General features: G+C 58.0%; 25 protein-coding genes. 13 read left to right on the top strand and 12 right to left on the bottom strand.

From position 1 onward, the window contains the following. Positions 1-112: 112 nt before the first annotated feature. From NZ453_RS08970 to NZ453_RS08955, 4 genes are all read left to right on the top strand, one after another. The gene (locus NZ453_RS08970) at positions 113-1,258 is read left to right on the top strand and encodes an ABC transporter substrate-binding protein (protein ID WP_263770189.1); all 1,146 of its coding nucleotides are present in this window, start codon (positions 113-115) and stop codon (positions 1,256-1,258) included. A gap of 254 nt (positions 1,259-1,512) precedes the next feature. Next, the gene (locus tag NZ453_RS08965; protein ID WP_263770188.1) at positions 1,513-2,502 is read left to right on the top strand and encodes a Bug family tripartite tricarboxylate transporter substrate binding protein; all 990 of its coding nucleotides are present in this window, start codon (positions 1,513-1,515) and stop codon (positions 2,500-2,502) included. Positions 2,503-2,630: 128 nt separating this feature from the next. Then, positions 2,631-3,101 (top strand): tripartite tricarboxylate transporter TctB family protein, encoded by a 471-nt coding sequence (locus tag NZ453_RS08960; RefSeq protein ID WP_263770187.1) that lies wholly within the window; start codon positions 2,631-2,633, stop codon positions 3,099-3,101. Positions 3,102-3,113: 12 nt separating this feature from the next. Next, on the top strand, positions 3,114-4,631 hold the full coding sequence (locus NZ453_RS08955) for a tripartite tricarboxylate transporter permease (RefSeq protein ID WP_263770186.1): 1,518 nt from the start codon (positions 3,114-3,116) through the stop codon (positions 4,629-4,631). A gap of 139 nt (positions 4,632-4,770) precedes the next feature. Here the strand turns inward: NZ453_RS08955 and hisD are convergent, their stop codons facing one another. From hisD to NZ453_RS08895, 12 genes are all read right to left on the bottom strand, one after another. Further along, entirely contained in the window at positions 4,771-6,075 is a 1,305-nt protein-coding gene (hisD, locus tag NZ453_RS08950) for a histidinol dehydrogenase (protein WP_263770185.1), read from the bottom strand. Further along, positions 6,072-6,716, bottom strand: a complete 645-nt coding sequence (gene hisG / locus NZ453_RS08945; RefSeq protein WP_263770184.1) for an ATP phosphoribosyltransferase — start codon at positions 6,714-6,716, stop codon at positions 6,072-6,074. Before hisG ends, hisD begins: the two co-directional genes overlap by 4 nt. 83 nt (positions 6,717-6,799) lie before the next feature. Next, positions 6,800-8,053, bottom strand: a complete 1,254-nt coding sequence (gene murA, locus NZ453_RS08940; protein WP_263770183.1) for a UDP-N-acetylglucosamine 1-carboxyvinyltransferase — start codon at positions 8,051-8,053, stop codon at positions 6,800-6,802. After that, the gene (locus NZ453_RS08935) at positions 8,046-8,291 is read right to left on the bottom strand and encodes a BolA family protein (protein ID WP_263770181.1); all 246 of its coding nucleotides are present in this window, start codon (positions 8,289-8,291) and stop codon (positions 8,046-8,048) included. Before NZ453_RS08935 ends, murA begins: the two co-directional genes overlap by 8 nt. A 2-nt stretch (positions 8,292-8,293) precedes the next feature. Next, positions 8,294-9,046 (bottom strand): ABC transporter permease, encoded by a 753-nt coding sequence (locus NZ453_RS08930; RefSeq protein ID WP_263770179.1) that lies wholly within the window; start codon positions 9,044-9,046, stop codon positions 8,294-8,296. Then, positions 9,043-9,969: an ABC transporter ATP-binding protein gene (locus tag NZ453_RS08925; RefSeq protein ID WP_263770178.1), complete on the bottom strand. Its 927-nt coding sequence runs from the start codon at positions 9,967-9,969 to the stop codon at positions 9,043-9,045. Before NZ453_RS08925 ends, NZ453_RS08930 begins: the two co-directional genes overlap by 4 nt. Positions 9,970-9,999: 30 nt before the next feature. After that, positions 10,000-10,290: an STAS domain-containing protein gene (locus NZ453_RS08920; protein WP_263770177.1), complete on the bottom strand. Its 291-nt coding sequence runs from the start codon at positions 10,288-10,290 to the stop codon at positions 10,000-10,002. Beyond that, positions 10,287-10,901: an MlaC/ttg2D family ABC transporter substrate-binding protein gene (locus tag NZ453_RS08915; protein ID WP_263770176.1), complete on the bottom strand. Its 615-nt coding sequence runs from the start codon at positions 10,899-10,901 to the stop codon at positions 10,287-10,289. The genes NZ453_RS08920 and NZ453_RS08915 overlap by 4 nt, the downstream gene beginning before the upstream one ends. Positions 10,902-10,935: 34 nt before the next feature. Continuing rightward, positions 10,936-11,676, bottom strand: a complete 741-nt coding sequence (locus NZ453_RS08910) for an MlaA family lipoprotein (protein WP_263770175.1) — start codon at positions 11,674-11,676, stop codon at positions 10,936-10,938. A 15-nt stretch (positions 11,677-11,691) separates the two neighbouring features. Beyond that, complete coding sequence (gene mlaD / locus NZ453_RS08905) at positions 11,692-12,162, bottom strand: outer membrane lipid asymmetry maintenance protein MlaD (RefSeq protein WP_263770174.1); 471 nt, start codon at positions 12,160-12,162, stop codon at positions 11,692-11,694. Beyond that, positions 12,162-12,944: a lipid asymmetry maintenance ABC transporter permease subunit MlaE gene (mlaE, locus tag NZ453_RS08900; protein WP_263770263.1), complete on the bottom strand. Its 783-nt coding sequence runs from the start codon at positions 12,942-12,944 to the stop codon at positions 12,162-12,164. Before mlaE ends, mlaD begins: the two co-directional genes overlap by 1 nt. Positions 12,945-12,960: 16 nt before the next feature. Continuing rightward, entirely contained in the window at positions 12,961-13,773 is an 813-nt protein-coding gene (locus NZ453_RS08895) for an ABC transporter ATP-binding protein (RefSeq protein ID WP_263770173.1), read from the bottom strand. A gap of 201 nt (positions 13,774-13,974) precedes the next feature. On the opposite strand from NZ453_RS08895, the gene NZ453_RS08890 reads away from it, so the two are divergent. From NZ453_RS08890 to NZ453_RS08850, 9 genes are all read left to right on the top strand, one after another. Beyond that, positions 13,975-15,435 carry a sigma-54-dependent transcriptional regulator gene (locus NZ453_RS08890; RefSeq protein WP_263770172.1) on the top strand — a complete coding sequence of 487 codons (1,461 nt, stop codon included), beginning with the start codon at positions 13,975-13,977 and terminating at the stop codon, positions 15,433-15,435. Next, positions 15,435-16,841 (top strand): AAA family ATPase, encoded by a 1,407-nt coding sequence (locus NZ453_RS08885; RefSeq protein ID WP_263770171.1) that lies wholly within the window; start codon positions 15,435-15,437, stop codon positions 16,839-16,841. The genes NZ453_RS08890 and NZ453_RS08885 overlap by 1 nt, the downstream gene beginning before the upstream one ends. A 302-nt stretch (positions 16,842-17,143) precedes the next feature. Beyond that, on the top strand, positions 17,144-18,739 hold the full coding sequence (locus NZ453_RS08880) for a type II and III secretion system protein (RefSeq protein ID WP_263770170.1): 1,596 nt from the start codon (positions 17,144-17,146) through the stop codon (positions 18,737-18,739). After that, positions 18,736-20,055, top strand: a complete 1,320-nt coding sequence (locus NZ453_RS08875; protein WP_263770169.1) for a tetratricopeptide repeat protein — start codon at positions 18,736-18,738, stop codon at positions 20,053-20,055. Before NZ453_RS08880 ends, NZ453_RS08875 begins: the two co-directional genes overlap by 4 nt. A 48-nt stretch (positions 20,056-20,103) precedes the next feature. After that, the gene (locus NZ453_RS08870; RefSeq protein WP_263770168.1) at positions 20,104-21,810 is read left to right on the top strand and encodes a GspE/PulE family protein; all 1,707 of its coding nucleotides are present in this window, start codon (positions 20,104-20,106) and stop codon (positions 21,808-21,810) included. Positions 21,811-21,817: 7 nt separating this feature from the next. Further along, positions 21,818-23,020 carry a type II secretion system F family protein gene (locus NZ453_RS08865; protein ID WP_263770167.1) on the top strand — a complete coding sequence of 401 codons (1,203 nt, stop codon included), beginning with the start codon at positions 21,818-21,820 and terminating at the stop codon, positions 23,018-23,020. A gap of 24 nt (positions 23,021-23,044) precedes the next feature. Continuing rightward, complete coding sequence (locus NZ453_RS08860) at positions 23,045-24,571, top strand: hypothetical protein (RefSeq protein WP_263770166.1); 1,527 nt, start codon at positions 23,045-23,047, stop codon at positions 24,569-24,571. Beyond that, the gene (locus NZ453_RS08855) at positions 24,568-25,161 is read left to right on the top strand and encodes a hypothetical protein (RefSeq protein WP_263770165.1); all 594 of its coding nucleotides are present in this window, start codon (positions 24,568-24,570) and stop codon (positions 25,159-25,161) included. The genes NZ453_RS08860 and NZ453_RS08855 overlap by 4 nt, the downstream gene beginning before the upstream one ends. After that, on the top strand, positions 25,158-25,640 hold the full coding sequence (locus NZ453_RS08850; RefSeq protein ID WP_263770164.1) for a hypothetical protein: 483 nt from the start codon (positions 25,158-25,160) through the stop codon (positions 25,638-25,640). Before NZ453_RS08855 ends, NZ453_RS08850 begins: the two co-directional genes overlap by 4 nt.

Raw genomic sequence — 25,640 nt, 5'->3', positions numbered from 1 at the left:
GGCGACGCTCTTGTTCCGCCACGGATACGGACGCGATTGGTACGTGGGATTCATTATCCCCGTCCGCGCGTAACAGGGCCAGAGCCCGTTCGTTGTACGAAGGCGAGGCAAGATGAAAAACGTGCTGAACTTCGCAGGAAACCGACCAACTTTGTTGAAGGGGCCAAAGAGCGGCTTCACGGCCGGCCGGTTTTTTCGAGGGCTGATCGTAAGCCTGGGCCTATGCGCCGCTTCGCTCGCGCACGCCGGAACGGTTGTCGTGTATGCGGCTGCCGACTTGCAGATCACCACGCCGTTGATCGCCGATTTTGAAAAGCTCCACCCGGATATCAAGGTCGTCTACCACGATCTTCAGTCTACCGAACTCTACGACCGTTTTCTGAACGAGATCGGAGAACGTGCAAAGGCCGACGTTATCTGGAGCTCCGCGATGGATCTGCAAATGAAGTTGGTCAACGATGGGCATGCCGCACCTCACCGGTCGGGCGAAACAGCGGCATTGCCCGCCTGGGCAAAATGGCGGGACGAGGCCTACGGGACCACTTTCGAGCCAGTCTGTTTCGCCTATAACCGCTATTTGCTTCCCCGGGAAGCTGTGCCGCAGACGCATGCCGACCTCGCCCGGCTCCTGGCAGAGCGGCCAGAATTATTCCGCGATCGACTCGCCACCTACGATCCGCATCGCTCTGGGCTCGGGTACCTGTTGCACACACAGGATCTGGAGGCCAATCCCGTGGTCTTTTGGAACCTCATCCGAGCGATGACCCGAACGGGCTTGGGAACTGAACCGACCACCACACAGATGCTCGATCGCATCGTCAGCGGCAAATCCGTGCTTGGCTACAACGTACTTTGTTCATATGCGCACGCCAGAGAAAAATCGGCACCGCAGATCGGCACGGTCATGCCGCAGGACTACACGCTTGTCATGACGCGCATTGCCTTTGTTAGCAAATATGCTCCGCACCCGAACGAGGCCCGGGCATGGCTTGACTATATGCTCTCGAAACGCGGCCAGGACATCTTTAACGAGATTGGCCTTCACTCTGTGCGTACCGAAGCCCAGGGAGTAAGTTCGGTAGCGTCTTTGCGCAAGCAATTGGGAAATGCCTTCAGGATCATTGGTCTTGGGACTGGACTGCTGACCTATATCGATCAGGGCAAGCGAGACCTGTTCCTCACGCGCTGGGACACCGTCCTTGGGGACAGCGCCCCGATGCCTCTGACCACAGGTGCCGCACCCAAAGCAGCCCGCTGATGACCTTCTGGAGAAGCGAGCGTATCGGCCCCTCACTGCGCCCGCACCTGTCGAAAGCTCATTGAAAGGTTCTCTCCTCTAATATCCGAGCCGGATGCCGGACCCCGGTATCAGTGGCCCCCGCCGAACAATCCAAGCGAGGGTCTATTACGAAAGTCGGCGGACAGGGAGGCAAGCCGACTGGACAAAGGTCGGGGGGCGAGTTCTTTGTTTCCCCCCGCCACAGCTCTCACAAGCCACAAGCGGAGGAAGAGATGAAACGAACAAAACTGGTACAGGCTGCGTTGCTGCTGACCGCCGCCTTTGGGACGGTAGCATGGGCGCAAGGAAAGGCCTGGGTGCCGGATACCACGATCGAAATCGTCGCACCGGCAGCACCTGGCGGCGGCTGGGATTTGACGGCTCGCGCCGTGCAGAGAACGCTGACTGAAGAAAAACTGGTCAACAAAAATATCATCGTGTCGAACAAGCCCGGCGGCGGCGGAGCTGTTGGCTGGACATACCTGAAAGGCAAGGAAGGCAATCCGCACTTCCTCGCGGCGAACTCTTCTCTGGTCTTGCTGAACAACCTTCTTGGCAGCAGCCCCCTGACCTACAAAGATTTCACGCCGCTTGCCATGCTGATGACCGAATGGATCAGCGTCGCGGTCAAGGCAGACTCGCCCTACAAGACGGGCAAGGATCTACTTGACGCGCTGAAGAAAGATCCTGGCGTCATTACCATCGGTGTCGGACCGAGCCTCGGCAATAACGACCACCTGTCCTTCGTCCGCGTCGCCCAAAAGAATGGTGTCGACACGTCGAAGCTGAAGTGGGTCGTGTTCGAAGGCGCGGGCGGCGACGTCGTCATGGCGGCTCTCGGCGGTCACGTCGGCGCGGTCACCACGGCTCTTTCCGAAACGATGACGCAGCACAAGGCCGGCAAGCTTCGCATCCTTGGCATCACGGCAGACAAGCGTGTTGACGTCTTGCCGGACGTGCCGACGTGGAAGGAACAAGGCGTCGACATGGTCTTCCCCCACTGGCGCGGCATCATGGGCCCACCGGGAATGACGGCCGAACAGATCAAGTACTGGGATGACGCCCTCAGCAAGATGGTAACGAAACCCGGCTTCAAGAAGACCATCGAGAGTCTGAACGGACAGGTCTATTACAAGAACTCGCAGGAGTTCAAGCAGTTCCTGGACGAACAGAACGCTGCTCTCGGGCCGCTCGTCGAGCAGTTGGGTTTGAAGAAAAAATAGCCTCGTAGCGGTCATGCTTTAGGCATTCGACTGCCGCTCGCCAAAGCTCAGCAAAGCGAGCGGCAGGTTTCACGACAGCTGGGGCTCCGGTTTCTCGGCCCCAATTTCACACACGGAAGGGGATTCCCGTGGCGCTGACCAAGAACCGAGTGACGGGGCTGGTGTCCCTGATAGTCGGTATTATTTACTTCATAGCAACGAAAAACCTGCCCGAATCGGCCGTGTCCGATCCGATCGGCCCGAGGGCGTTTCCATACATCATCTCGGTCTTGATGATCATCGTCGGCTTGGCTCTCGTCCTCAAGCGGGAGAAGCTTACCGAAAAGAACAAGGCCGTCATCTTCAAGCTGCCCGAAGAAAAGGAACTCGTCCGCGACATCGCCTATACCTGCGTCGCGGGTGTCGTTTTCGGCTTGATTCTCGAGCCCGTCGGATACTTGATCTCCACCCTCATGTTCATGACGGCCTTGATGTTCATCACGAACGGTCGGCGGATTCTCTACAACTTATCGATCGGCCTCGTTTTTTCGCTGACGACCTATGGGCTCTTCTTCGGTCTCCTCGACGTCAGCTTGCCCAGAGGGGTTTTGTCATTTTAGGAGGGGAGTGACGTGGAAGCAGTATTCTCTAACCTGATGCTGGGCTTTCAGAACGCGCTCAGCCTAACGAACCTCGTATGGGTCGTTATCGGTAGTTTCCTTGGGACTCTCGTCGGCATGCTGCCGGGAGTAGGGCCGGCAACCGGGATCGCGATTCTCATCCCGGTTTCTTACGGCATGGACCCGACGACCGCGCTGATCACGATGTGCGCCATTTACTATGGAGCAATGTTCGGCGGCTCCATTGCGTCGATCATGATCAACACGCCCGGAGACGCGTCGTCGATCGTCACGTGTTTCGATGGATTCCGCATGGCGCAGCAAGGCCGAGCGGGAGCCGCATTGGCGACCTCAGCAATAGCATCGTTCATCGGCGGCATGATCGCTACGGTCATGGTCGTGCTTCTCGCCGGTCCCGCCGCGAGCTTTGCATTGAAGTTTGGCCCCGCCGAAATGTTCTCGCTGATTCTGTTTGCGATGACAGCGGCGATTACGCTTGCGGAAGGCAAGCTGATGAGAGGCCTTGTGGCGTTGCTCATTGGCTTGGCGATTGCCAGCATCGGTATCGACGGCCAGTCTGGCGTCATCCGTTACACGATGGGCATCGAGGCAATGCAGGACGGCATCGACTTCCTGGTGGCCATTATCGGCGCCTACGCCATCTCCGAAGTATTCAACGGCTATGCCGACATGAATACTGTCTACGAGATCGATACGAAGAAGATCGGTCGCGTGATGATCACGAAGGAGGACTGGAAGAAGATCTGGTTGCCGATCGTCCGCAGCACCCCCATCGCTTTTTTCCTTGGTTGCCTCCCGGGAATCGGCGGCTCGATGACGTCCTTGATCGCTTATACGACAGAACGTCAACTGAGCGATAACCCTGATAACTTCGGCAAGGGGGACATCGTTGGCGTGGCGGCGCCAGAAGCGGCCAACAACGCTTCATCGACGGCGTCAATCATTCCGATGCTTGCCATCGGTATCCCAAGCTCGGGAACCACGGCGGTGATGCTTGGCGCGCTGATGATGTTGGGCGTGCAGCCCGGCCCGATGCTCTTCGAAATGCGGCCGGAGATCGCCTGGGGCGTCATTGCCAGTATGTTCATCGGCAACATTGTTCTGGTGTTCATGAACATGCCGATGGTTCCATACATCGCGAAGCTATTGGCCCTGCCGCAAAAACTGCTCCTCCCGATCATCATCTGCCTCGCCTTCATGGGCACGTACATGATGAACTACAGTGCGATGGACTTTTTCTTCCTCGTCTTCTTCGGTCTCGTCGGGTACTCGATGCAGAAGCTCGACATTCCGATCCCACCGCTCGTTCTGGCACTGATTCTCGGCGACACGCTGGAAAAGACCTTCCGCCAGGCGATGGTTGAAAAGTCAGGCAGTTTGGCAGTTTTCCTGGACAAACCAATTGCCTTGGGGTTCATCACCCTTGCAGTTATCTCGGTGGTTTACTCGCTGTACCAGACACGCAAATCCGCTCGTGCAAGAGCCGTCGCTGAGCAGAATGCGGGGTAACGCAACGAACTGACCGAGATCAGTACGCAACAACAAAAAAGCGGCCGTTTCCGGCCGCTTTTTTATTTCGTGGTTCGTGGAAACCTACGCTGACAGCACGAAGAGAATGCCAACGGCAAATCCTCTCAGCGCATACGAACTAGTATTTCTCGATTCGATATTCCGCCGAGCGAGCGTGTGCCGGCAGTCCTTCGCCCTGCGCCAAGGTAGCCGCGATTTTTCCCAAGGTCTGTGAAGCACTGCGCGAGACGCGAATGAGGCTGCTGCGTTTTTGGAAATCGTAAACGCCCAGTGGCGAAGAAAAGCGCGCGCTTCCCGAGGTGGGGAGCACGTGGTTCGGCCCGGCGCAGTAGTCGCCAAGCGACTCCGAGGTATACGGACCGATGAAAATGGCACCAGCATGCTTGATCTTCTGCGCCCAATGCTCGGCGTCCAGGACGGAAAGCTCGAGATGCTCAGGGGCGATCCGATTGGCGATCGAGCACGCTTCCTCGAGGTCCTTGACCTTGATGAGCGCACCACGATTCTCAAGTGCCGGTCGAATAACCTTGTGCCGCGGCATTGCGGGCAGGAGCCTTTCGATTGCCTGGGCAACCCGCTCGATATAGGCTGCGTCCGGACAAAGCAGTATGGCCTGCGCCAGCTCGTCGTGTTCAGCCTGCGAGAAGAGGTCCATCGCGACCCATTTTGGATCGGTATTCCCGTCGCAGATGACGAGGATTTCCGACGGACCGGCAACCATATCGATGCCGACAACGCCAAAGACTCGACGTTTCGCCGCTGCCACATAAGCGTTTCCTGGGCCAACGATCTTGTCCACCTTGGGTACCGTTTGCGTCCCGTACGCCAGCGCACCAATGGCTTGGGCGCCACCGATGCAGAAGACCCGATCGACCCCGGCCAACGCTGCCGCTGCGAGCACCAGCGGATTCCGCTCACCGCGAGGAGTAGGCACAACCATGATGAGCTCACCTACGCCCGCGACCTTGGCGGGAATTGCGTTCATTAAGACGGACGAGGGATACGACGCCTTGCCACCGGGCACGTAAAGGCCCACGCGATCGAGCGGCGTCACCCGCTGCCCGAGCACGGTTCCGTCCGCTTCTTCGTATTGCCAACTCTGCAGAGGTTGGCGCTCATGATAGATGCGCACTCGCGTTGCCGCCATCTCCAGCGCTTCACGCTCCACCGAAGACAGACCGGCGAGAGCGCTCTCCAACACGTCCTTCGGCAACTCAAGATCAGCGATGGAGGCTGCCTTTACGCCGTCAAAACGGTTCGTATAGTCAACGACGGCGGCATCGCCCCGGGCGCGCACGTCGGCGATGATCTCGGCGACCGCTCGGTCGACGGATTCGTCCTGCGCATTCTCAAAAGCAAGCAGGGCTTCGAGCCGGGTCTCGAAATCCGGGTCGCGGCTGGAAAAACGTTTGATTGCTGTCATGATCCAACCACTCCGGCAAAGGCGTCGAGAATCGGGTCGAGCTTCTCACGCTTGAGCTTGAGCGCCGCCTGATTGACGATCAGCCGAGACGAAATATCGGCGATGTGCTCGACGGCGAGCAGATTGTTGGCCTTCAGCGTTCCGCCCGTCGATACCAAGTCGACGATGGCGTCGGCAAGGCCGGCCAGTGGAGCCAACTCCATGGACCCATAAAGCTTGATCAGATCCACATGCACACCCTTTGCCGCGAAGTGCTCGCGTGCAATCTTGATGTATTTCGTCGCCACCTTCAGACGCGCGCCTTGACGAACCGCTTTCTCATAATCGAACCCGGCAGGCACGGCAACCATCATCCGGCACTTGGCGATCTTCAGATCGAGCGGCTGGTACAAGCCATCGCCCCCGTGTTCGATGAGGACGTCCTTTCCGGCCACGCCGATGTCGGCCGCGCCGTACTGCACGTATGTCGGCGCATCTGTCGCGCGGACAATAACAACCCGCACGTCGTCGCGATTGGTGGGAATGATCAGCTTGCGCGACGTCTCGGGATTTTCGAGCGGCTCAATCCCCGCCGCTGCCAGCAAAGGGAGCGTTTCTTCAAAGATCCGGCCCTTGGACAGGGCGATCGTGATTCCGTCCACGGAGTTTTCCTGCTTTCTGAAAGAAATCGATTCTACCGCAACCCCTCGTACCGTCGCCCGGGCGGGCAGCCAGTCCGGCCGACTCACCGCACGCGGCGAACAGCGGCACCGAGACGGGCGAGCTTCTCTTCGATGCGTTCGTAGCCTCGGTCGAGATGATAGATGCGCTCGATCAACGTCTCGCCCTGCGCAACAAGGCCCGCAATCACCAAGCTAGCGGATGCGCGCAGGTCCGTCGCCATGACGGTCGCTCCATCGAGATGCTCGACCCCCGTCACCAGCGCTGTATTTCCGTCAATCTTGATGTCCGCGCCAAGGCGAATCAATTCGACAGCATGCATGAAGCGATTCTCGAAAATCGTTTCGCGGATTACGGCAGCGCCTTCGGCAACGCAATTGATGGCCATGAACTGCGCCTGCATGTCAGTTGGAAACGCCGGATACGGCGACGTACGCACGCCCACAGACTTCAACCGTCCCGGGGCGTTGAGCGAAATCGCATCTTGATCGCTTACCACTTCGCACCCGGCTTCGCGCAGCTTCTCGACAACCGATTCGAGAAACGCGACCGACGTATTAGTCAGGCGAACAGAGCCACCGGTTGCTGCCGCGGCGCACAAGTAGGTGCCCGTCTCGATTCGATCCGGCATGACCGAGTGGCTGGCGCCATGGAGAGCGGTGACGCCTTCGATGACGATGCGATCCGTTCCGGCGCCGGAAATGCGCGCCCCCATCGCGGAAAGGCAGTTGGCGAGATCAACCACCTCCGGCTCGCGCGCGGCATTCTCGATTACCGTCTCGCCGTCGGCCAGAACAGCGGCCATCATCAGGTTCTCAGTCCCTGTGACGGTCACCATATCCGTAAGGATTCGCGCTCCCTTCAGACGTTTCGCCTTGGCAAGAACGTAGCCTCCTTCGACACGGATCTCGGCTCCCATCGCCTGCAAGCCTTTGATGTGCTGATCCACTGGTCGAGCACCAATGGCACACCCTCCAGGCAAGGAAACTTTTGCCTCCCCGCACCGCGCCAGCAGGGGCCCCAAGACAAGAATTGAGGCCCGCATCGTCTTGACCATCTCGTATGGCGCAAGCGGATTATTGAGTCCGCGGCTGTCAAGCGTAAGGCCTTCGTTTCCTTCCATCGTCACTTCGACACCCATCTGCCCGATCAGGCGCAACATGGTCGAAATGTCGTTCAAATGAGGAACGTTCTTCAGATAGAGGGACTCAGGGGAAAGCAGGCCGGCGCAAATGATCGGCAGCGCTGCGTTCTTCGCACCCGAAATACCAATTTCCCCGGTGAGCGGCGTACCGCCGCGAATCAGCAGCTTATCCACAGAGCGCTTTCCGCTCCTCGGGTGTAAGGGTCCGCATGGATAGCGCATGCAGTTCCCCACTATCGAAGTATGGCTTGAGTATCGCGTTAACCATCTGCTGCCGCTGCACGCGGCTCAGTCCCGCGAACTTGGAGCAGACGAGAATCGCCTCGAAGTGTTCGCCGTCGCCCTCGACATGCAATCCTTCGCAGGGCAACTCTTCGGCGATGATTCTTTTGATCCGTTCGGGATCCATCATGACTAGTACCTCAGTTTGTAGCCGTTGCGCAGCAACGCCAGGGTGATCGACGCGACGACGAGGAAACTTCCCGCGACGACCGACAGGCTGACCGTCGGAGAAACGTCGGAAACGCCAAAAAAGCCATAGCGGAACCCGTCGATCATGTAAAACACTGGATTGAAGTGCGAAACGTTAAGCCAGAATGCCGGCAATGAGTGAATTGAATAGAAGACGCCGGAAAGCATCGTGAGCGGCATGATGAGGAAATTCTGAAACGCCGCGAGCTGATCGAATTTGTCGGCCCAGATACCACCGATCACACCCAGCGCTCCCATTGTCCCGCCACACAGGACGGCGAAAACGAGTATCCAACCCGGAGCAACAAAGGACGGGGTAGCAAACCAAGCCGTCACGGCCAGTACCCCTACTCCAACCATCAGCCCCCTCAGCATCGCTGCAATGACATAGGCCAAGAAAAACTCGACGTACGAGATGGGCGGCAGCAGCACAAATACCAAGCTACCCATGACCTTCGACTGAATAAGGCTGGAGGAGCTGTTGGCGAACGCATTCTGCAGGATCGACATCATCACGAGGCCAGGGACAAGGAACGCCGCATAGCGAACGTTATGAACCTCGACCCGTGCATCGAGCACGTGCGAAAAGATCAGGAGGTAGAGCAATGACGTCAAAACAGGAGCCGCAACCGTCTGGAAACTGACCTTCCAGAACCGGAGAACCTCCTTGTAGAGCAGCGTGCGTAATCCGCTCATACTGGCACCTGCGCGGTTTCTTTGGCGGCTCCTTGCATGATCTTGACGAACACGTCCTCAAGATCGGTCTGCGTCAGGCTAAGGTCCTCGATCACGCAGCCAGCGGCGCGAAGCTGAGCGAGCAGCATCTCGATTTCATCCAACCCGGTCAGCGGAAAAATCCAGTGAGCCTCTTGGCGCACAGCTCGCGCCCGCAACTCGGCTGGAAGCAATTCGGCATTTGCTAATTGCACTTTCATCGTGCGACCGGAGAACCGCGCCAGCAGGTTAGGCGTGGTATCGAGCGCTACGATCTTTCCCTGCTTCAGCATGGCAATGCGGCCGCAGAGCGCTTCAGCTTCTTCCAGATAGTGCGTGGTCAGAATGACGGTATGTCCCTGACTGTTCAGCTCCTTGATGAACTCCCATAGTCCTTGGCGTAGCTCGACGTCGACGCCGGCCGTCGGTTCATCGAGCACGATGACGGGCGGCTTGTGCACCAATGCCTGTGCAACAAGCACACGCCGTTTCATTCCACCGGAAAGGCGACGCATGTTGGTATCCGCTTTCGGCATCAAGTCCAGCTTATGCAGGATCTCATCGATCCAATCGTCGTTCTTGCGAATTCCGAAATAGCCGGACTGAATACGGAGCGTTTCCCGTACCGAGAAGAAGGGATCGAAAACAAGCTCCTGGGGCACGACACCTAGCCGTCGCCGTGCCTCTCTGTAGTCTTTGAGGACGTTGAAGCCCATGACACTAACGGAGCCGGCATTCGGCCGCACAAGGCCGGCCAGGCAGGATATCAGCGTCGTCTTTCCTGCACCGTTGGGTCCCAACAGTCCGAAAAACTCGCCTTCACCGATGTCCAGCGAAACCCCATCAAGCGCACGTAGCGAACCGAAGCACTTAACGACCTGATGAATGGAAACAGCGACGCCCATGGCATCCAGACAACGGGAACGGCCCGCCGTTCAGGCGAGTGGAAGAGATTCGGAGACGCCGTAGAGAGCAGCCAAGCTGATCAAGCTCGCCGGCGGATTGACGATACGGACGTCCACGTTCACGGCCCGTGCGGTGCGCATCCACCCGAAGATTACAGCCAATGCTGAGGAATCGGCATCCTGTACTTGGCCTAAATCAAACACAACCTTGGAGGAACCGGCACCATTGAAAAAACGGCGCCCTGCTTCGAGCAGGGCGTTGGCATTGGCGATCAGCATGGGGCTCTGCACACGGAGCCCATCACCGTTCTGCTCGATCATTTTTTCGCTGTCTCAAGCTGCTTGTTCTTCGTAGCCAGCATCTGGATCAATCCGTCGATTCCGTTTGCCCGGACCTCTTGCGCGAAGGTGTCACGGTAGTTCGTCACCAAGCTGACGCCGGCGACGATAACGTCGTAGACCTTCCAGCCTTCCGCCTGTTTCTCAAGCGAGTAATCGAGCTGAATGGGCTTACTTCCTGATTGGACAATTTCGGTTCTCACAACAACGTCCGAATCGCCCGCCTGCATCTTCGTGGGCTTGTAGCGAACCGCCTGGTCTTTGTAACTGGTCAACGCATTGGAGTAGGTGCGAACCAAAAGTGTTTTGAATTCTTCCGACAGGTGCTTCTTCTGTTCGGGTGTCGCCTTATTCCAGTCACGCCCGACGGCCAGAGCAGTCATCCGTTGAAAGTTGAAGTTCGGAAGTACTTTCGCCTCGACGAGTTCTATGGCTTTTTTCGTGTTGCCGCTCTGAATGTCTTTGTCCTGGCGAACGATCGTCAGGACATCGTCGGTAACCTTTTTTACCAACGCGTCAGGCGCCTCTTCTTGGGCAAACGCCGCCGAGCAACAAAGCACCGCACCTACAACCAGAGCAAAAAACGATTTCATCAATTTCCTTCAAATAACAGCAGCAATGAGGTGCTTAATAGCAACGCCCCTGTTTGCACTCCACGTCGCCGCGCCCTTCGACGGAGGCTTGCCCATCGTTGATCTCCGCACGCCGATGCTGGAGGTAAGCATCGCGGATGTAGTTGTACTTGTCGAAAGCCGCTTGCTCGATGATCTTGTCGGTTGGCAGCAGGCTTGCCCGCAAGTCGATGAAGCGGATACCCGCCAGCGTGTTACGCACGGGAACGTCATGAATATGGAGGACAGGATCTGCGTAGCTGTCGGCTACCCACCCGAAGGTATCACGGGTGGTGCGTGGCCCGATGATCGGCCAGTAGAAGTATGGCCCATCACCGACACCCCATTTCCCGAGCGTCTGACCGAAATCCTCGGCATGTTTCTCCATACCCATATCGGTCGCCACATCAAACAAGCCGGCGATTCCGATCGTCGAGTTTACGAGAACGCGACCGACATCCGAGACACCTTCGCTACCCTTGCCCTGCAGGAAGTTATTGAAGGCTGTCCAGATATCGCTGAGATTGCCAAAGAAGTTACCGATGCCCGCCTTAACAGGCGCCGGGGCGGCCGCGTCGTAGCCCTGGGCAACCGGCTTCACCACGACATCAATGCCTTCATTCACCGTAAACATGGCGCGGTTGAATCCCTCGAAGGGATCCTTCGGATTGTTCGCTGTCGCGCAACCTGTTAGTCCAAGGACGGTTGCCGTAAGAGATGACACCGCCAACGCGCGTTTTAGAGTTTGAATTTTCACGAATCAACCTTCCCGCTATTTAGGCTCAGTACCTTCCGCCGCCTTATTGAACATGAACTGCCCGATCAACTTCTCCAAAACCACGGCCGACTGCGTCTTCGCAAAAACGTCGCCCGGCTTGAGCATCTTATCGTCGCCCCCGGCATCAAGACCGACATACTGTTCGCCCAGCAAACCCGCTGTCAGAATCGACGCGAAGGTGTCCTTCGGAAACTGATAGCGACCATCAATCGTCAGAGTCACCAAAGCTTCATAGGTCTGCGGATCAAAACGAATATCCGCCACCCGCCCGACGACAACCCCCGCACTTTTCACCGGACCGCGTACCTTCAGGCCACCGATGTTATCAAACTTGGCTATCAACGGGTACGTTTCAGCGAAATTGGCCGACGAAAGGTTCCCAACTCTTAGCGCCAAAAACAACAGTGCTGCGATTCCAATAACGACAAAGAATCCAACCCACAAATCAAGCAACTTGCGACTCATCAAAGCCCCCGGAACATGAAGGAGGTCAAAACGAAATCGAGCGCGAGGATAGCAAGCGCCGAATATACGACCGTCCTCTTGATCGAACTTGAAACGCCTTCCGCTGTTGGCGTGGCGTCGTACCCCTCGAACACCGCGATCAGTGAAACCGCGACACCGAACACGAAGCTTTTCACGATGCCGTTCCATACGTCGAAGCGAAAATCTACCGATCCCTGCATTTGAGACCAGAACGCGCCTTCGTCGACACCGATGAGAACGACTCCGACTAGATACCCTCCGAACACGCCGATGGCCGAAAAGAGCGCAGCAAGGAGCGGCATAGAGATCACGCCGCCCCAGAAACGCGGCGCTACGACGCGGGCGATGGGATTGACCGCCATCATGTCCATTGCGGTCAACTGCTCGGTCGCCTTCATCAAGCCAATTTCAGCGGTAATCGAAGATCCCGCCCGTGAGGCGAAAAGCAGCGCAGAAACCACGGGGCCGAGTTCTCGGGTAAGCGATAACGCGACAAGGACCCCCAAGGCCTCGGAGGAACCGTAACGCTGCAGGGTTTCATACCCCTGCATACCGAGAACCATGCCAATGAACAAGCCGGAGACGAGGATGATCAGCAACGACTGAAAACCGCTGAAATAAATCTCGCGTATTGTCAGATGCAAGCGGCGGAATGACTGCCCCGAATAAACGAGGATCATCACGAAGAAACGCGCGGCAAAACCCAAGCGCTGCACGCTGCTGTTCACGCGATGCCCGATACTCCTGACCAACTCAATCACGGCAAGAGAGCCTTTCTCAGCCACGGGCACCTCCCCTCAGGAGTTCCTGCTGGAAGGGTACTGCGGGGTAGTGGAAATGCACCGGACCATCCGCCTCGCCGAAGACAAACTGATGCACAAAAGGATCAGAAGATGCACGGATTTCGTCCGGAGTACCCTGAGCAACGATCTGCCCATCCGACACAAAATAGACGTAGTCGACGATCAACAAGGCTTCCTGCACATCGTGTGTCACTAGCAGGGTTGTGGCACCGAGCGCGTCGTTGAGCGTACGGATCAACTGCCCGATGACACCCATGGAAATCGGATCCAGCCCAGCGAATGGTTCGTCGTACATGATCAGCATCGGGTCAAGCGCAATCGCCCGAGCCAAGGCAACGCGCCGTGCCATGCCGCCGGAGAGTTCGGAAGGCATCAGATGATGGGCACCACGCAAACCGACGGCGTTGAGTTTCATCAACACCATGTCGTGAATCAGCTCTTCCGGCAGATTCGTGTGCTCACGCATCAGATAGGCGACGTTGTCATAGACCGATATGTCGGTAAAGAGGGCGCCGAACTGAAACAACATGCCCATACGACGGCGCATGTCGTACAGCTCACGATGATTCATGTCGGGAACGGATTCGCCGTCCACCAGCAGTGTTCCGCGAGTAGGCCTAAGCTGACCTCCGATCAGACGTAACAGCGTTGTTTTCCCGCACCCGGAATTGCCCATGATGGCGACGAGCTTTCCCCTCGGGATGTCCATATTGATCCCTTTGAGGATATCTCTGTCGTCATAGGCGAAATTGATATCGGAGATTTTGACCAAGCTATCGGCCGGCACAACGTCATCCCACGTCAAAAAAAACGAGCGGCGATTATACCTTAATGACGAGGCTCCCCAAAAAGTGCCTCAGGCCAAGCACATCAAACATGCCACCGGCCTGAAATCATTCTCACCCAACGGCCAAGAGCATTTGAATCGGTTGAACGCACAAAATATGGAATAATGCTTTTACCGCTTTCTGGATCGATGACGCCTTCCATGACCGACGCCCCGGAAACCGTCTGGCCGGAAAAACCGCTGCTTCTCGTCGTGGACGACGATCCGCTGATTTCCGACACACTGAGTTTTTCACTGACGTCCTCTTACGAAGTCATCACCAGTCATTCGCGCCCGCACTGCATTCAGTTGCTGCGCCAGCTGCGCCGTAGCCCGGATGTAGCTCTGGTCGATCTTGGCCTCCCCCCCTTCCCCCACCGGCCCGACGAGGGGCTCGCGTTAATCCCCGAACTGCTAAAGCTCGCACCGTCGATCAAGATCGTCGTCCTCTCCGGACAAAGCGATGCCGACAACGCCCGGCACGCGCGCACCTTGGGCGCAGTGGATTTCGTCGCCAAGCCGTGCAACCCGCCGGAATTGCAGAGGGTTCTACGACGCGCGCTCAGTTACCGCGCACTGGATGAAGCCTCGGCGCCAGAACGCATACCTCCATCGCTGATTGGCGATAGCGCCGCAATTCGCAAGCTCCGACTGCAATTGCAGCAATACGCGAACTCACCTTTTCCGGTCCTAATCGAGGGTGAATCGGGGAGTGGCAAAGAAATCGTCGCGAGTCAGTGCCTGCACTACGACACACAACGATCAACCCAACCATTCCTAGCCCTCAATTGCGCCGCCATCTCTCCCAATCTGGTCGAACCGACGCTGTTTGGCTATGCGAAAGGTGCCTTTACCGGCGCAACGATGGCCAAATCCGGGTATTTCGAGGACGCAGCGGAGGGAACGCTCTTCCTGGATGAAATTGGCGAACTGCCGCTCGAGTTGCAGGCAAAGCTGCTGCGAGTTCTTGAGAACGGCGAATATCAGCGCGTCGGAGAAACCAGCAAGCGTCTCAGCCGTGCCCGCATCATCGCTGCCACTAATCGGGACTTGCGCAAGGAAGTGAGGACGGGAAACTTCCGCGCCGACCTCTACCACCGCCTGTCTGTATTCTCCGTCAGCGTGCCGCCGCTACGGGACATGGAAGGCGACAAGCTGCTCCTGCTTGATCACTTTCGCCAGCGCTACGCGACCCAATCGCGGCAAATACCTTTTGCGCTATCGGAAGAAGCCGAAAGCCTGTGGACCGCTTATGGATTCCCGGGCAACGTGCGCGAGTTGCGCAACATCGTGATACGCCTGACAGCCAAGTTTCCCGGCCAGACCGTTTCACGGAGGGCTCTGGAAGACGAACTGGACCTGCAGGACGACCCCCGCGTATCAGCGCCTCTCGACGGCCAGCCAGCTGCTGCAACAAACGAAACGCTGGTGGCCGAAGCCAGTCGCCGCCTGCAGAAGACCGAACCATTCAACCTCGACCAGTTGCTCGCCGAGACCGAGCGCAACTATATTGAAGCAGCGTTGAGACTCGCGCACGGAAATGTCAGTCAGGCAGCGCGGTTGCTCGGGATCAACCGCACCACGCTATACAACAGGATGGAAGCTTCGGCCAGGGGGCACTGATGTACCTCGAACATTTCGGACTCAGGGAAGCGCCATTCAGCATTACGCCGCACACCGAGTTCTTTTTCGCCGGAGCCAACCGCGGCGCAACGCTTGAAGCCCTGATCTACGCCGTAACGCACGACGAAGGAATCGTCAAGGTCAGCGGTGAAGTGGGTAGCGGAAAGACCATGCTTTGCCGCATGCTGCTTGAACGGCTTCCGGAGAATGTCGAAACAGTCTACCTGGCAAATCCTTCGCTCTCCCGGGAAGAAATCGTGCATGCGGTTGCCGAGGAACTACACACAAAGGAGCGCCTACCGACCGGCCACGCGGCATTCCGCGCACTACAGGAGCGTTTGCTCGAAATCTACGCAACCGGGCGAATTGTCGTGGTCATGGTCGACGAAGCGCACGCGATGCCGCCAGAAACGCTCGAAGAGATCAGGCTTCTCTCCAATCTCGAATCGAGCCGGCACAAATTACTTCATATCGTTCTTTTCGGGCAGCCGGAGCTCGACGACTACCTTGCCGTGCCCAGCATGCGGCAGCTGAAGGAAAGGATCACGCACAACTTCGCGCTTGAGCCACTACGCCGCGCCGACATCGGTACGTATCTCATGTTCCGCATGCGCGCGGCCGGATACCGAGGCCCTGATATCTTCTCGCCCGGGGCCATCCAGTTGATCGCCCGTGCCTCGGAAGGCCTAACGCGCCGCATCAACATTCTGGCGGACAAAGCTCTGCTAGCGGCGTTCTCGGAAGACCGGCACTTCGTTGATGCCAAGCAGGTCAAGGCGGCTGTTCGGGACGCACAGTTCAATCCGATCCGGTCTGGGCGCTTGCCGCGCCCTCTTTGGGTCGGCAGCGCGGTGACCGTTGTGGCGGTAGCGGCAATCGCCTATTTGGCCGGCAATTACACGACAGGCCCTCATGAGCCCGTTATCGCCGCTCCTCGCGCCGAGACATCGGTAGCGACTATGGCCACAAAAGCCTCTTTTGCCGAGGCAAACGCGGATGTTAAGCAGATGCCCACCTCATCGAATGTTGAGCCGGGGGAAACAGCGGGGAAAACGCTCGCGGCGACGCAAAGTAACCCCCTCCCCCTCCCAATGACCCTCGATCAACGAATTGAGGCGACCGAAGCTTGGCTCAGCCATGCACCCGGGAACCATTACTTTATTCAATTGGTGAGCACGGCCGCCGAAAACAGACAGGACATCGAAGTGTTCATCAGCGGCGCCACGAGGAAACTCGAAGCAGAGAAAATTCGCGTTTACAGATCACGCCTCAGCGGCCGAGACCGCTTGGGCGTAATCTATGGAGAGTACGCTACGTTAGAAGCGGCCAGATCAGATCTGCAAAAACTTACCACCATTGGTGCGGCAAACGGGGCATACATAAGAACTGTTGATAAACTACGCTAATAGTTTTGTTAACAACAATAAGTGTTTTACAAAACAAGAGGGTTTTCAGACAACCAATGCGTGATATCATCTAATCAATGCAAGAATCGAGAATGGATATGCTTCGATTTGTCGGCGCATCATTAATGATGCTTCTTATGGCTGCGTGTACGCCGACGACGCTGAACGGTGGCCCATCGGCCGGGCATTTACGTAAAGAAAATGTAACCGCCTCCCAGGGATCGATCCCTGCACCGGTTCAGAATACGGTCCCGCTTCCCCGACCAAAAACGACGGGGCGTACCGAAACCTATAGTGTGGTCGTGAATAACGTCAAAGTGCAGGACCTTCTCTTTGCACTTGCTCGAGATGCAAAGCTGAACGTCGACATCCACCCTGGAATTACAGGGAATGTGACGCTGAACGCCATCGACCAGACATTGCCGCAGTTGCTGACCCGGATTGCCAAACAAGTCGACATGCGTTTTGAGCTTGACGGGCCCAATCTGGTGGTAATGCCCGATACGCCTTACCTGAAAAACTACACGGTGGACTACATCAACGTCGCGCGTGACGTGGTCGGCACGGTCTCAACTAACACTCAGATATCGACGGGATCGGTGGCCGGGACGACAAATTCAACGGCCGGAAGCAACGTTTCGCGCATTCAGATCGAGAACAAGTCGAAAAACCGTTTCTGGGAATCGCTGGAGAAGAACCTCAAGGATCTCTTGCACGAAACCGACAAAGTCTTCCCCGAAGGCTCGACCGAAACGGTAATGGAGCAGAACACATCCCAAACCACCACCGGTACCGGAACGGCATCACAGACAATCAACACCACGCGGGGCGCGCAAATTAACCAGACCCTCGCAGGTAGCCCGAACCCCGCCGCCATGCAGAATAGCGGGGCCACCGTGGTGCGACGGATGACGTTCCGAGAGGCCGCCTCAGTCATTGCCAGCCCCGAATCGGGGGTCATTACCGTGCGCGCCACGGCCCGCCAACACGAGAAAGTCCAGGAGTTCATCGATCGCGTCATCCGCAGCGCCAAACGGCAGGTTCTGATCGAAGCGACGATCATTGAAGTCAGCCTCGCCGACAATTACCAGCAGGGTATCGATTGGGCAAAGGCGGAGTCGCAGACAGGCTTCTCGCTGACCCGCGCAACGAATACAGCAACGGTCGGCTCCTCGGTGTCCCCCTTCGGGCTTATTTACCGAAACGTCTCAAGCGGTCTGGAAGTGTTCGTCGACATGCTGCGAAGCTTTGGCACCACAAAAGTACTTTCCAGCCCCAAGCTCACCGTCCTCAACAACCAGACGGCAACGCTCAAGGTTTCGGAAGACTTTGTGTATTTCAACGTCAAGCAGGACGTTGTCCCAGGAAACACCAATACCAACGCGACGACGACAACAACGACAACCCCCCAATCGGTCTCGATTGGGTTCTTTATGAGCCTGACCGCGCAGATCGGCGAGGACGGGATGGTAACGCTCAACGTCCGCCCTTCAATATCGAGCATTGCAGCCCTCAAACAGGACCCGAATCCCGCACTGACGGTAGCCAACGAAGTTCCTCAGATCCGGACACGGGAGATCGAATCGATGCTGCGCGTTCAGAGCGGCGATGTGGCCGTGCTCGGCGGGCTGATGGAAGACCGGATGGAAAACAAGAGCGGCCGTTTCCCGGGTCTTGGCGATGTGCCCCTCTTCGGAGAAATCTTCACAACGCGAAACAACGCCTCGACGAAGACCGAACTCGTGGTTGTTCTGCGCCCAACGGTGATCAAAGACGCGTCGATCAATGGCGACTTCAAGCAGTTCGGCAACGCACTCCCTGATAACGGCTTTTTCCAGACCGACAAGGTTTACCAGCCGTTCTCCGGCCCGACCGACCCGCAGGAGCAACTCAAATGAGCCTGCTTATGGAGGCGCTCAAAAAAGCCGAAGAAGCCAAGCGCAAGGCGATCGACAACTCGGAAGCAACGCCGCCGGGAACGATACCTCCGCTGGCCCTGATCCCTGATGCGCCATCGCCTTCGAAACCGAGCAACGGATCACCGTTACCTGACCTTTCATTGCACATCGCCTCGGTTGACGCGGACCTAGCGGCTGTGTCAACCGAACCTCCTCCGCGCCGTCGAACGGCGACGACCTCCTCAAAATCAGGAAATGCGCGATCCGAACCGCGAGCAAGCGATCGCGAAGATCGCGCCACAGTGCAGAATGCCTTCGCTGCCAAGAAAGCGAACGAACCGCGGAATGGGCTGTGGATTCTCATCGGGATTGGCGGTGCCGCCCTGCTCGCCATTGCCGCCTATTTTTGGTGGCAACTGAACGGCCTATCGAGTGCCGGCAATCTCCGCCCAGCTGTATCGCAACCGCCCGCCCCATCGATCGCAAGGCCAGAACCAACACCAGCAAATCCACCCGAAGCTAAGCGCCCAGAGCCGGTGTCGCTGGCGGCCACCGGAGCCGCACAGTCGGCGAATGCCGAGTCCCTGAGGCCGCCCTCTCGCTCTCCTGCTCCGTCTCTCCCGATGCGCGTGGACTCAACGCAGTCGGCCACTCAGCCAGCCGCTACCCCGAGTACGACGGCTCGGCAAAAGAGCACGACGGCGTCTGCCGTCGAAGAACCCCCTGTCCGACTCAGCAGAACCGAACCGGCAGCCAATCCGACGCTCGAACACGCTTACGACGATCTGCAAGCAGGCCACCTCGATCAGGCACAACGCGGTTATGAACTGGCCCTGCGGCGCGATCCGCTAAACACCGACGCGCTACTGGGCTTGGCAACGATCGCCAGTCGGCAGGGGCAACGTGACCGTGCCCGCGCCTTCTATGAAAGGGCATTGGAGTCGGACCCGACCGACGCCACCGCTCAAGCCGGTCTGCTCAACGCAGCAGGCCAAAGCGATCCCGCCATGTCGGAAAGTCGCCTGAAACTCGCCCTCGCGAGCCAACCGAACTCGCCGGCCGTTCTTTTCGCACTTGGCAATCTTTACGCACGCGAAGCGCGCTGGAGCGAAGCGCAGCAGGCCTACTTCCAGGCTTACGGCACGACCCCGGATAACGCCGATTTCATCTTCAACCTGGCAGTTAGTCTCGACCACTTGCGACAAAGCAAATTGGCGGCGCAGTACTACCGCATGGCCCTGGAAGCGCCAACGGCCGACCATGCGTCGTTTGACAAGAATCAGGCTCAGCGGCGAATTCTTGAACTGCAACCTTGATTCTGGCAGGCTCTCCATGTCATTTTTCGCGTTCGCCCCAACCGCCCGATGAACGCTCCCGCCCCCCAGCAACGCCAGCTCGGCCAAGTGCTGATCGCCAAAGGCATCCTCAGCGAAGACCAGCTGAGGATCGCCCTGCTCGAGCAGATGAAATCCAACCAGCCGGTTGGCAAGCTGCTGGTATCCCTTGGCTTCGTTTCCGAGGCCACACTCCGCGATGCGCTTTCGGAAAGTCTCGGCAAACAAAGCATCGACCTTTCCAACGCGATCATCGATCCTTCGGCGCTAGCGCTGGTCCCACGGGAACTCGCCAAACGTCATCACCTGCTGCCGCTCGATTACGACGTCGATGAACACCGCCTGACGGTCGCCTTGGCCGATGTCAACGACATCGTCGCCCTGGACAAGATTCGGGGGCTGGCCGAGCCAGGGCTCGAAATCGAAACGCTGTTGGCGGGTGAGACGGAGATCGATCGCGCCATCGACCTGGCATACGGCTACGAGCTCTCGATCGACGGTATCCTGCATGAAATCGAAACCGGAGAGATCGATTTTCGCGGTTTGCAGTCATCGGCTGACGAGTACAGCCAACCGGTCGTCCGGTTGATCGACTCCATCCTGACCGACGCGGTCAAACGCGACTCATCCGACGTCCATTTCGAACCTGAGACGGGATTCCTGCGCATCCGCTATCGGATCGATGGCATGTTGCGCCAGGTACGCTCGCTGCATCAATCGTACTGGCCGGCAATGGCCGTGCGCATCAAGGTGATGAGTGGGATGAACATCGCCGAGACGCGCGCCCCCCAGGACGGACGGATCTCGCTCAACATGCGCGGTCGCCAGATCGACTTTCGCGTTTCGGCACAGCCGACGATCCACGGCGAGAACATCGTGCTGCGCATCCTGGATCGCCAGAAGGGGCTCGTTCCTCTCGAAGGGCTCGGCCTGACGGAAAAGCAGCTCGATCAGCTGAAATTGATGATCGCACGCCCGGAAGGGATCATTCTCGTTACGGGGCCAACCGGTAGCGGAAAGACAACGACCCTCTACTCGATACTCAACCACATCAATTCCGAGGGCCTCAACATCATGACGCTCGAGGATCCAGTCGAGTATCCCATGACGTTGGTGCGCCAGACATCCGTCGCGGAAACCGCCAAGCTGGATTTCGCCAACGGTATCCGGTCAATGATGCGCCAGGATCCGGACGTCATTCTCGTCGGTGAAATCCGCGATGCCGATACAGCCGAAATGGCCGTACGGGCGGCGATGACCGGCCACCAGGTTTACTCGACTCTGCATACCAATTCGGCGATCGGGGCGATTCCCCGCTTGCTTGACATTGGCATCCTGCCCGACATCCTCGCGGGCAATGTGATCGGCGTCGTGGCGCAGCGACTCGTTCGCCGTTTATGTATCCATTGCAAGACCCCGTATCACGCTGAAGCCCATGAAGCACGGTTGCTCGGCCGCGCCGGCGATGCGAGCCGGCCTCTGATCTATCGGCCGTGCGGATGCGAGCGCTGTGACTTCCAGGGCTACCGTGGCCGCTTGGCGATCATGGAAATCTTGCGTATCAATGGCGACATGGACGAATTGATCGCCCGGCGCAGCACTGCGCGGGAGATCCGCAACCTCGCGGAGCATCAAGGCTTCGTGTCGCTCGCCGACGACGGCCTGCGACGAGTTCTCGACGGGTCGACGTCGCTTGAAGAACTCGCCCGCGTCGTCGACCTCACCGACCGAATGTAAGAACGCGATGCCGCTCTACACCTACAAGGCGGTCGACCCGGGTGGACGCGCCGTTCTCGGTCGGATCGATGCACTGAACATCGTCGATCTCGAGATGCGCCTGCGGCGCATGGAACTCGACCTCGTGACAGGAGAACCGGTAAGTAACCGCATGCTCCTCGGCGGCGCTCGTGTGCCACGGCGCGAACTCATCAACTTCTGCTTTCACCTCGAGCAACTCGCTCGCGCCGGCGTACCGATTCTGGAAGGCCTGGTGGATCTACGCGACAGCTTGGAGCACCCACGTTTTCGCGAGGTTGTTGCCAGCGTCATCGAGGCTATCGAAGGTGGCCAGACCTTGTCTCAAGCCATGGAAGGGCAGCGAAAGGTGTTCGACAAGGTATTCGTGAGTCTGATCCGATCCGGGGAAGCAAGCGGCCAGCTTCCCGAGGTCCTGCGCACACTTACCGACTCCTTGAAGTGGGAAGACGAACTGGTTTCGCAGACGCGGAAACTTATGATCTACCCGGCCTTTGTCGGCACGGTGGTCGTCGCCGCAACTTTCTTCCTGATGCTCTACATGGTTCCCCAGCTCAAACTATTCGTCAGGAACATGGGCCAGGTACTCCCCCTGCAAACGCAGGCGCTGTTCTTCATCTCCGATCTGCTGATCGCCTACTGGTACGTCGTCATTCTCCTGCCCATCATCGCCTTTGTCGGCCTGCACATAGCGCTTCGCGTCTCCCCGTCCGCACAACTGAGACTTGATGCGCTAAAACTCCGACTACCGCTGGTCGGCGAGATTCTGCGCAAGATCATTCTGGCGCGTTTTGCCAACACGTTCGCCCTTCTTTACGCCTCTGGAATTCCAATCATCGAGTCCATTCGCACGACGCAAGACGTCGTCGGCAACTTGATCGTGCGCCGTGGACTCGAGCGCGTCGAACAGTTGATCGGCGAAGGGCACAACGTTACCGCTGCCTTTCACAGCATCGGCTTTTTCCCGCCGCTCGTGATCCGCATGCTGCGCGTCGGAGAAACAACCGGGGCGTTGGACGACGCGCTGACGAATGTCGGCTACTTCTATAATCGCGACGTCAGGGAATCGGTCGAGAAGGCGCAGCAACTTGTCGAGCCAATGCTCACCGTCATTCTTGGCGGCCTTCTGGGGTGGATCATGCTCTCCGTCCTCGGGCCGGTGTATGACGTTATCACTCACATCAAGACCTAATCGCGCGCGATCCAGACAACCGAAGTGACGACTCACCGCCTACTCTATCTCAGCGCCCATCAGATGGTCGCCTACCGCTATCTTTCGGGAAGGCTGACCAGCGAAGCGACGTTCCCGAACACGGACAATGGGTACCGGGAGTTCAACGATTACCTGGTGCGCAACGGGTCAAGCGTCTTCTCAATGCTGGTCAATGTTTCCGAGGAAGGATATCAGGTCGATACCATCCCCTTCCTCCGGGGAGGAGATCGGCAGGCAGTGATCGCACGCAAGCTCGACCAACTCTTCTTCGGCGCGGGCTTGAAAGCCGCTTTCTCGCTAGGCACAGAAAAAGAACAGCGCAAGAACGAAAAAATCCTATTTGCGGCGCTGACGAACGACGGTCTACTGTCCCCTTGGCTGGACATTTTCGTCGCTCAGGACGCGGCGCTCGCTGGCGTTTATTCGCTGCCTCAACTCGTGCCCCCACTGCTTCGAAAGCTTAGCCTGAACAGCGACGCCTGCCTGGTGCTGACCGTCCAAGATCACAGCATCCGGCAGAGCTACATCGCAAAGGGCGAACTGCATTTCAGCCGCTTGGCCCAGATCCACCATAGCAGCATCGGCGACCTTGCGCGGAACCTAGCCACCGAAGCGCCAAAACTTCAACAGTACCTCGCCAGCCAGCGCCTCGTAACGCGCCATCAACCGCTGACAGCCTATATCGTGGCTCACCGTAATGCGTTGAAGGCAATCGAAGAAGCGTGCACCGCGTCGTCGACCATCCGCTACAGCTTTGTCGATATTGAGGAATGCGCGAAAAGAACCGGGCTCAAGACAACGCCGGCAAGCAGCCACAGCGAAGAGCTTTTCCTCAATCTACTGGCGACGAGGCCGCCGCGCGTACAGTTTGCAGGTGACGAACCACGCCACGGCTTTCATGTTCGCCTGATCCGGAAGACGTTTCAGGGCATTGGAGCGGTTGCGCTTCTCGCGTGCCTACTCGTCGCTGGCAAAACGGCTTTCGACACCTACTCGATCGCCCAAGAAACGACAGCACTTCGCGCTGACGCCGCGCTCGCTCAGCAACGTTATGCGCAAATCGTGCGTAGTTTCCCGCCAACACCGGGAAATGACGCCGGCTTGCGTACGGCGATCGAGCGTTACGGGCAAATGGAGCAAAAGAGCCGCAGCCCTGACGATCTATTCCACGAGATTAGTCGCGCGTTGCAGGTCACGCCAGCCGCGGATATCGAGTCGATCGAGTGGAAGCTCGTAGCTGCTGACAAACCGGCGGCGCAACCGCGTACTTCCCCCGAGGCCATGGGGGGTGAGATAGCTGTCGTACGTGGCGTCATAAGATACGGGGACAGAGCGAATGCCCGGCAGGTTCTGGCGACGTTCGACATGTTCGTCCAGGCGCTACGTGACAATCCGGAATTGCAGATCGAGGTCATCCAGCGCCCCTTCGACATCGAATCGGCGAAAGTCCTCAAAGGCGGCGATACCCGGATCGAAGACGACTCGCCACGGCCTTTCAGTGTGAGCATCACCAGGAAATTGCCCGCATGAAGATGGACCGTTCCGACTTGCCAAAGCTGCAGTTCAGCCTCCTCGCCGCGATCGGCATGATGGCTATCGGCGGGCTCTTGGTCTATGCCGCACTGCAGTCGGCCAACGCTACGAGGTCGGCTTATGCGCAGGCACAAGCGGAGCGCGACGATTTCGCCAAGAAATTGCAGAGAGCACGCAGCGAGGAGGCCGATATACGGCTGCAATCCGCGGCATACGCAACGATGAAGCAACGCGGCATCGTCGGCGACGAACAGCGACTCACGTGGGCGGAACTGCTCGACGACATACGCAGCCAACGGGGGCTTGTCGAAATGCGCTACGAAATTGCTCCGCAACAAAAACTGAGCGGTGAATCCGGACGTTTCGCTTTTTTCGCCAGCCCGATGAAACTGCAACTTGGACTACTGCACGAAGAAGACCTTACCCGTTTCATCAGCGATCTTCGTCAGCGCGCCAGCGCACTGATCCAGGTCAGAAGTTGTACCGTGAAACGGGCAGCCAACGCTTCAGATCGGGGCTCCCCCGTTAATCTGCAGGCGGACTGCGAAATCGATTGGGTCACCTTGCGCGAGGCCGCGGGAAAATGAGCGCACGAACTCGTGCTCCCTTCGCCTTCTTCCCAGAAAAGGTCACCAGGAAGCGGTCCCGCTCCGTGAATCTGGTTTGCCTGCTTGCGTTGTTTGTCACGGGGCCTGCGGCGGCAGAACAGCCGCTCGGGCGACTGTTCTTCACACCGGAGCAACGGCAACAACTCGATTACCAGCGGGACCACAACATCCTGGAGAAGCGCGAAGTAGACCAGGAACCCTCGCTAACGGTAAATGGCGTCGTAACACGCAGTAGCGGTCGCCGAACGGTCTGGGTCAACGGTGAAGCGCAAAACGAGAACTCAGCCACCGGCGCAACAGTCGCAAAACCGCGGCGCGGAGACCCCGCCACGGTAACCATCGACGCGGCAGGTGGGCCTGCAACCACAGCCAAGGTGGGCGATACCATCGATCCGCAGAGCGGCGAGGCAAGCCGCCTGATCAATGGCCAGATCATTCGCAAGCCGGCCACCAGGTAA

It is taken from the genome of Propionivibrio soli (assembly GCF_025770765.1).
Classification (GTDB): Bacteria; Pseudomonadota; Gammaproteobacteria; order Burkholderiales; family Rhodocyclaceae; genus Propionivibrio; species Propionivibrio soli.
Note: the sequence above shows the minus strand (reverse complement) of the source record. Positions and strands in the feature narration are given on the sequence as shown.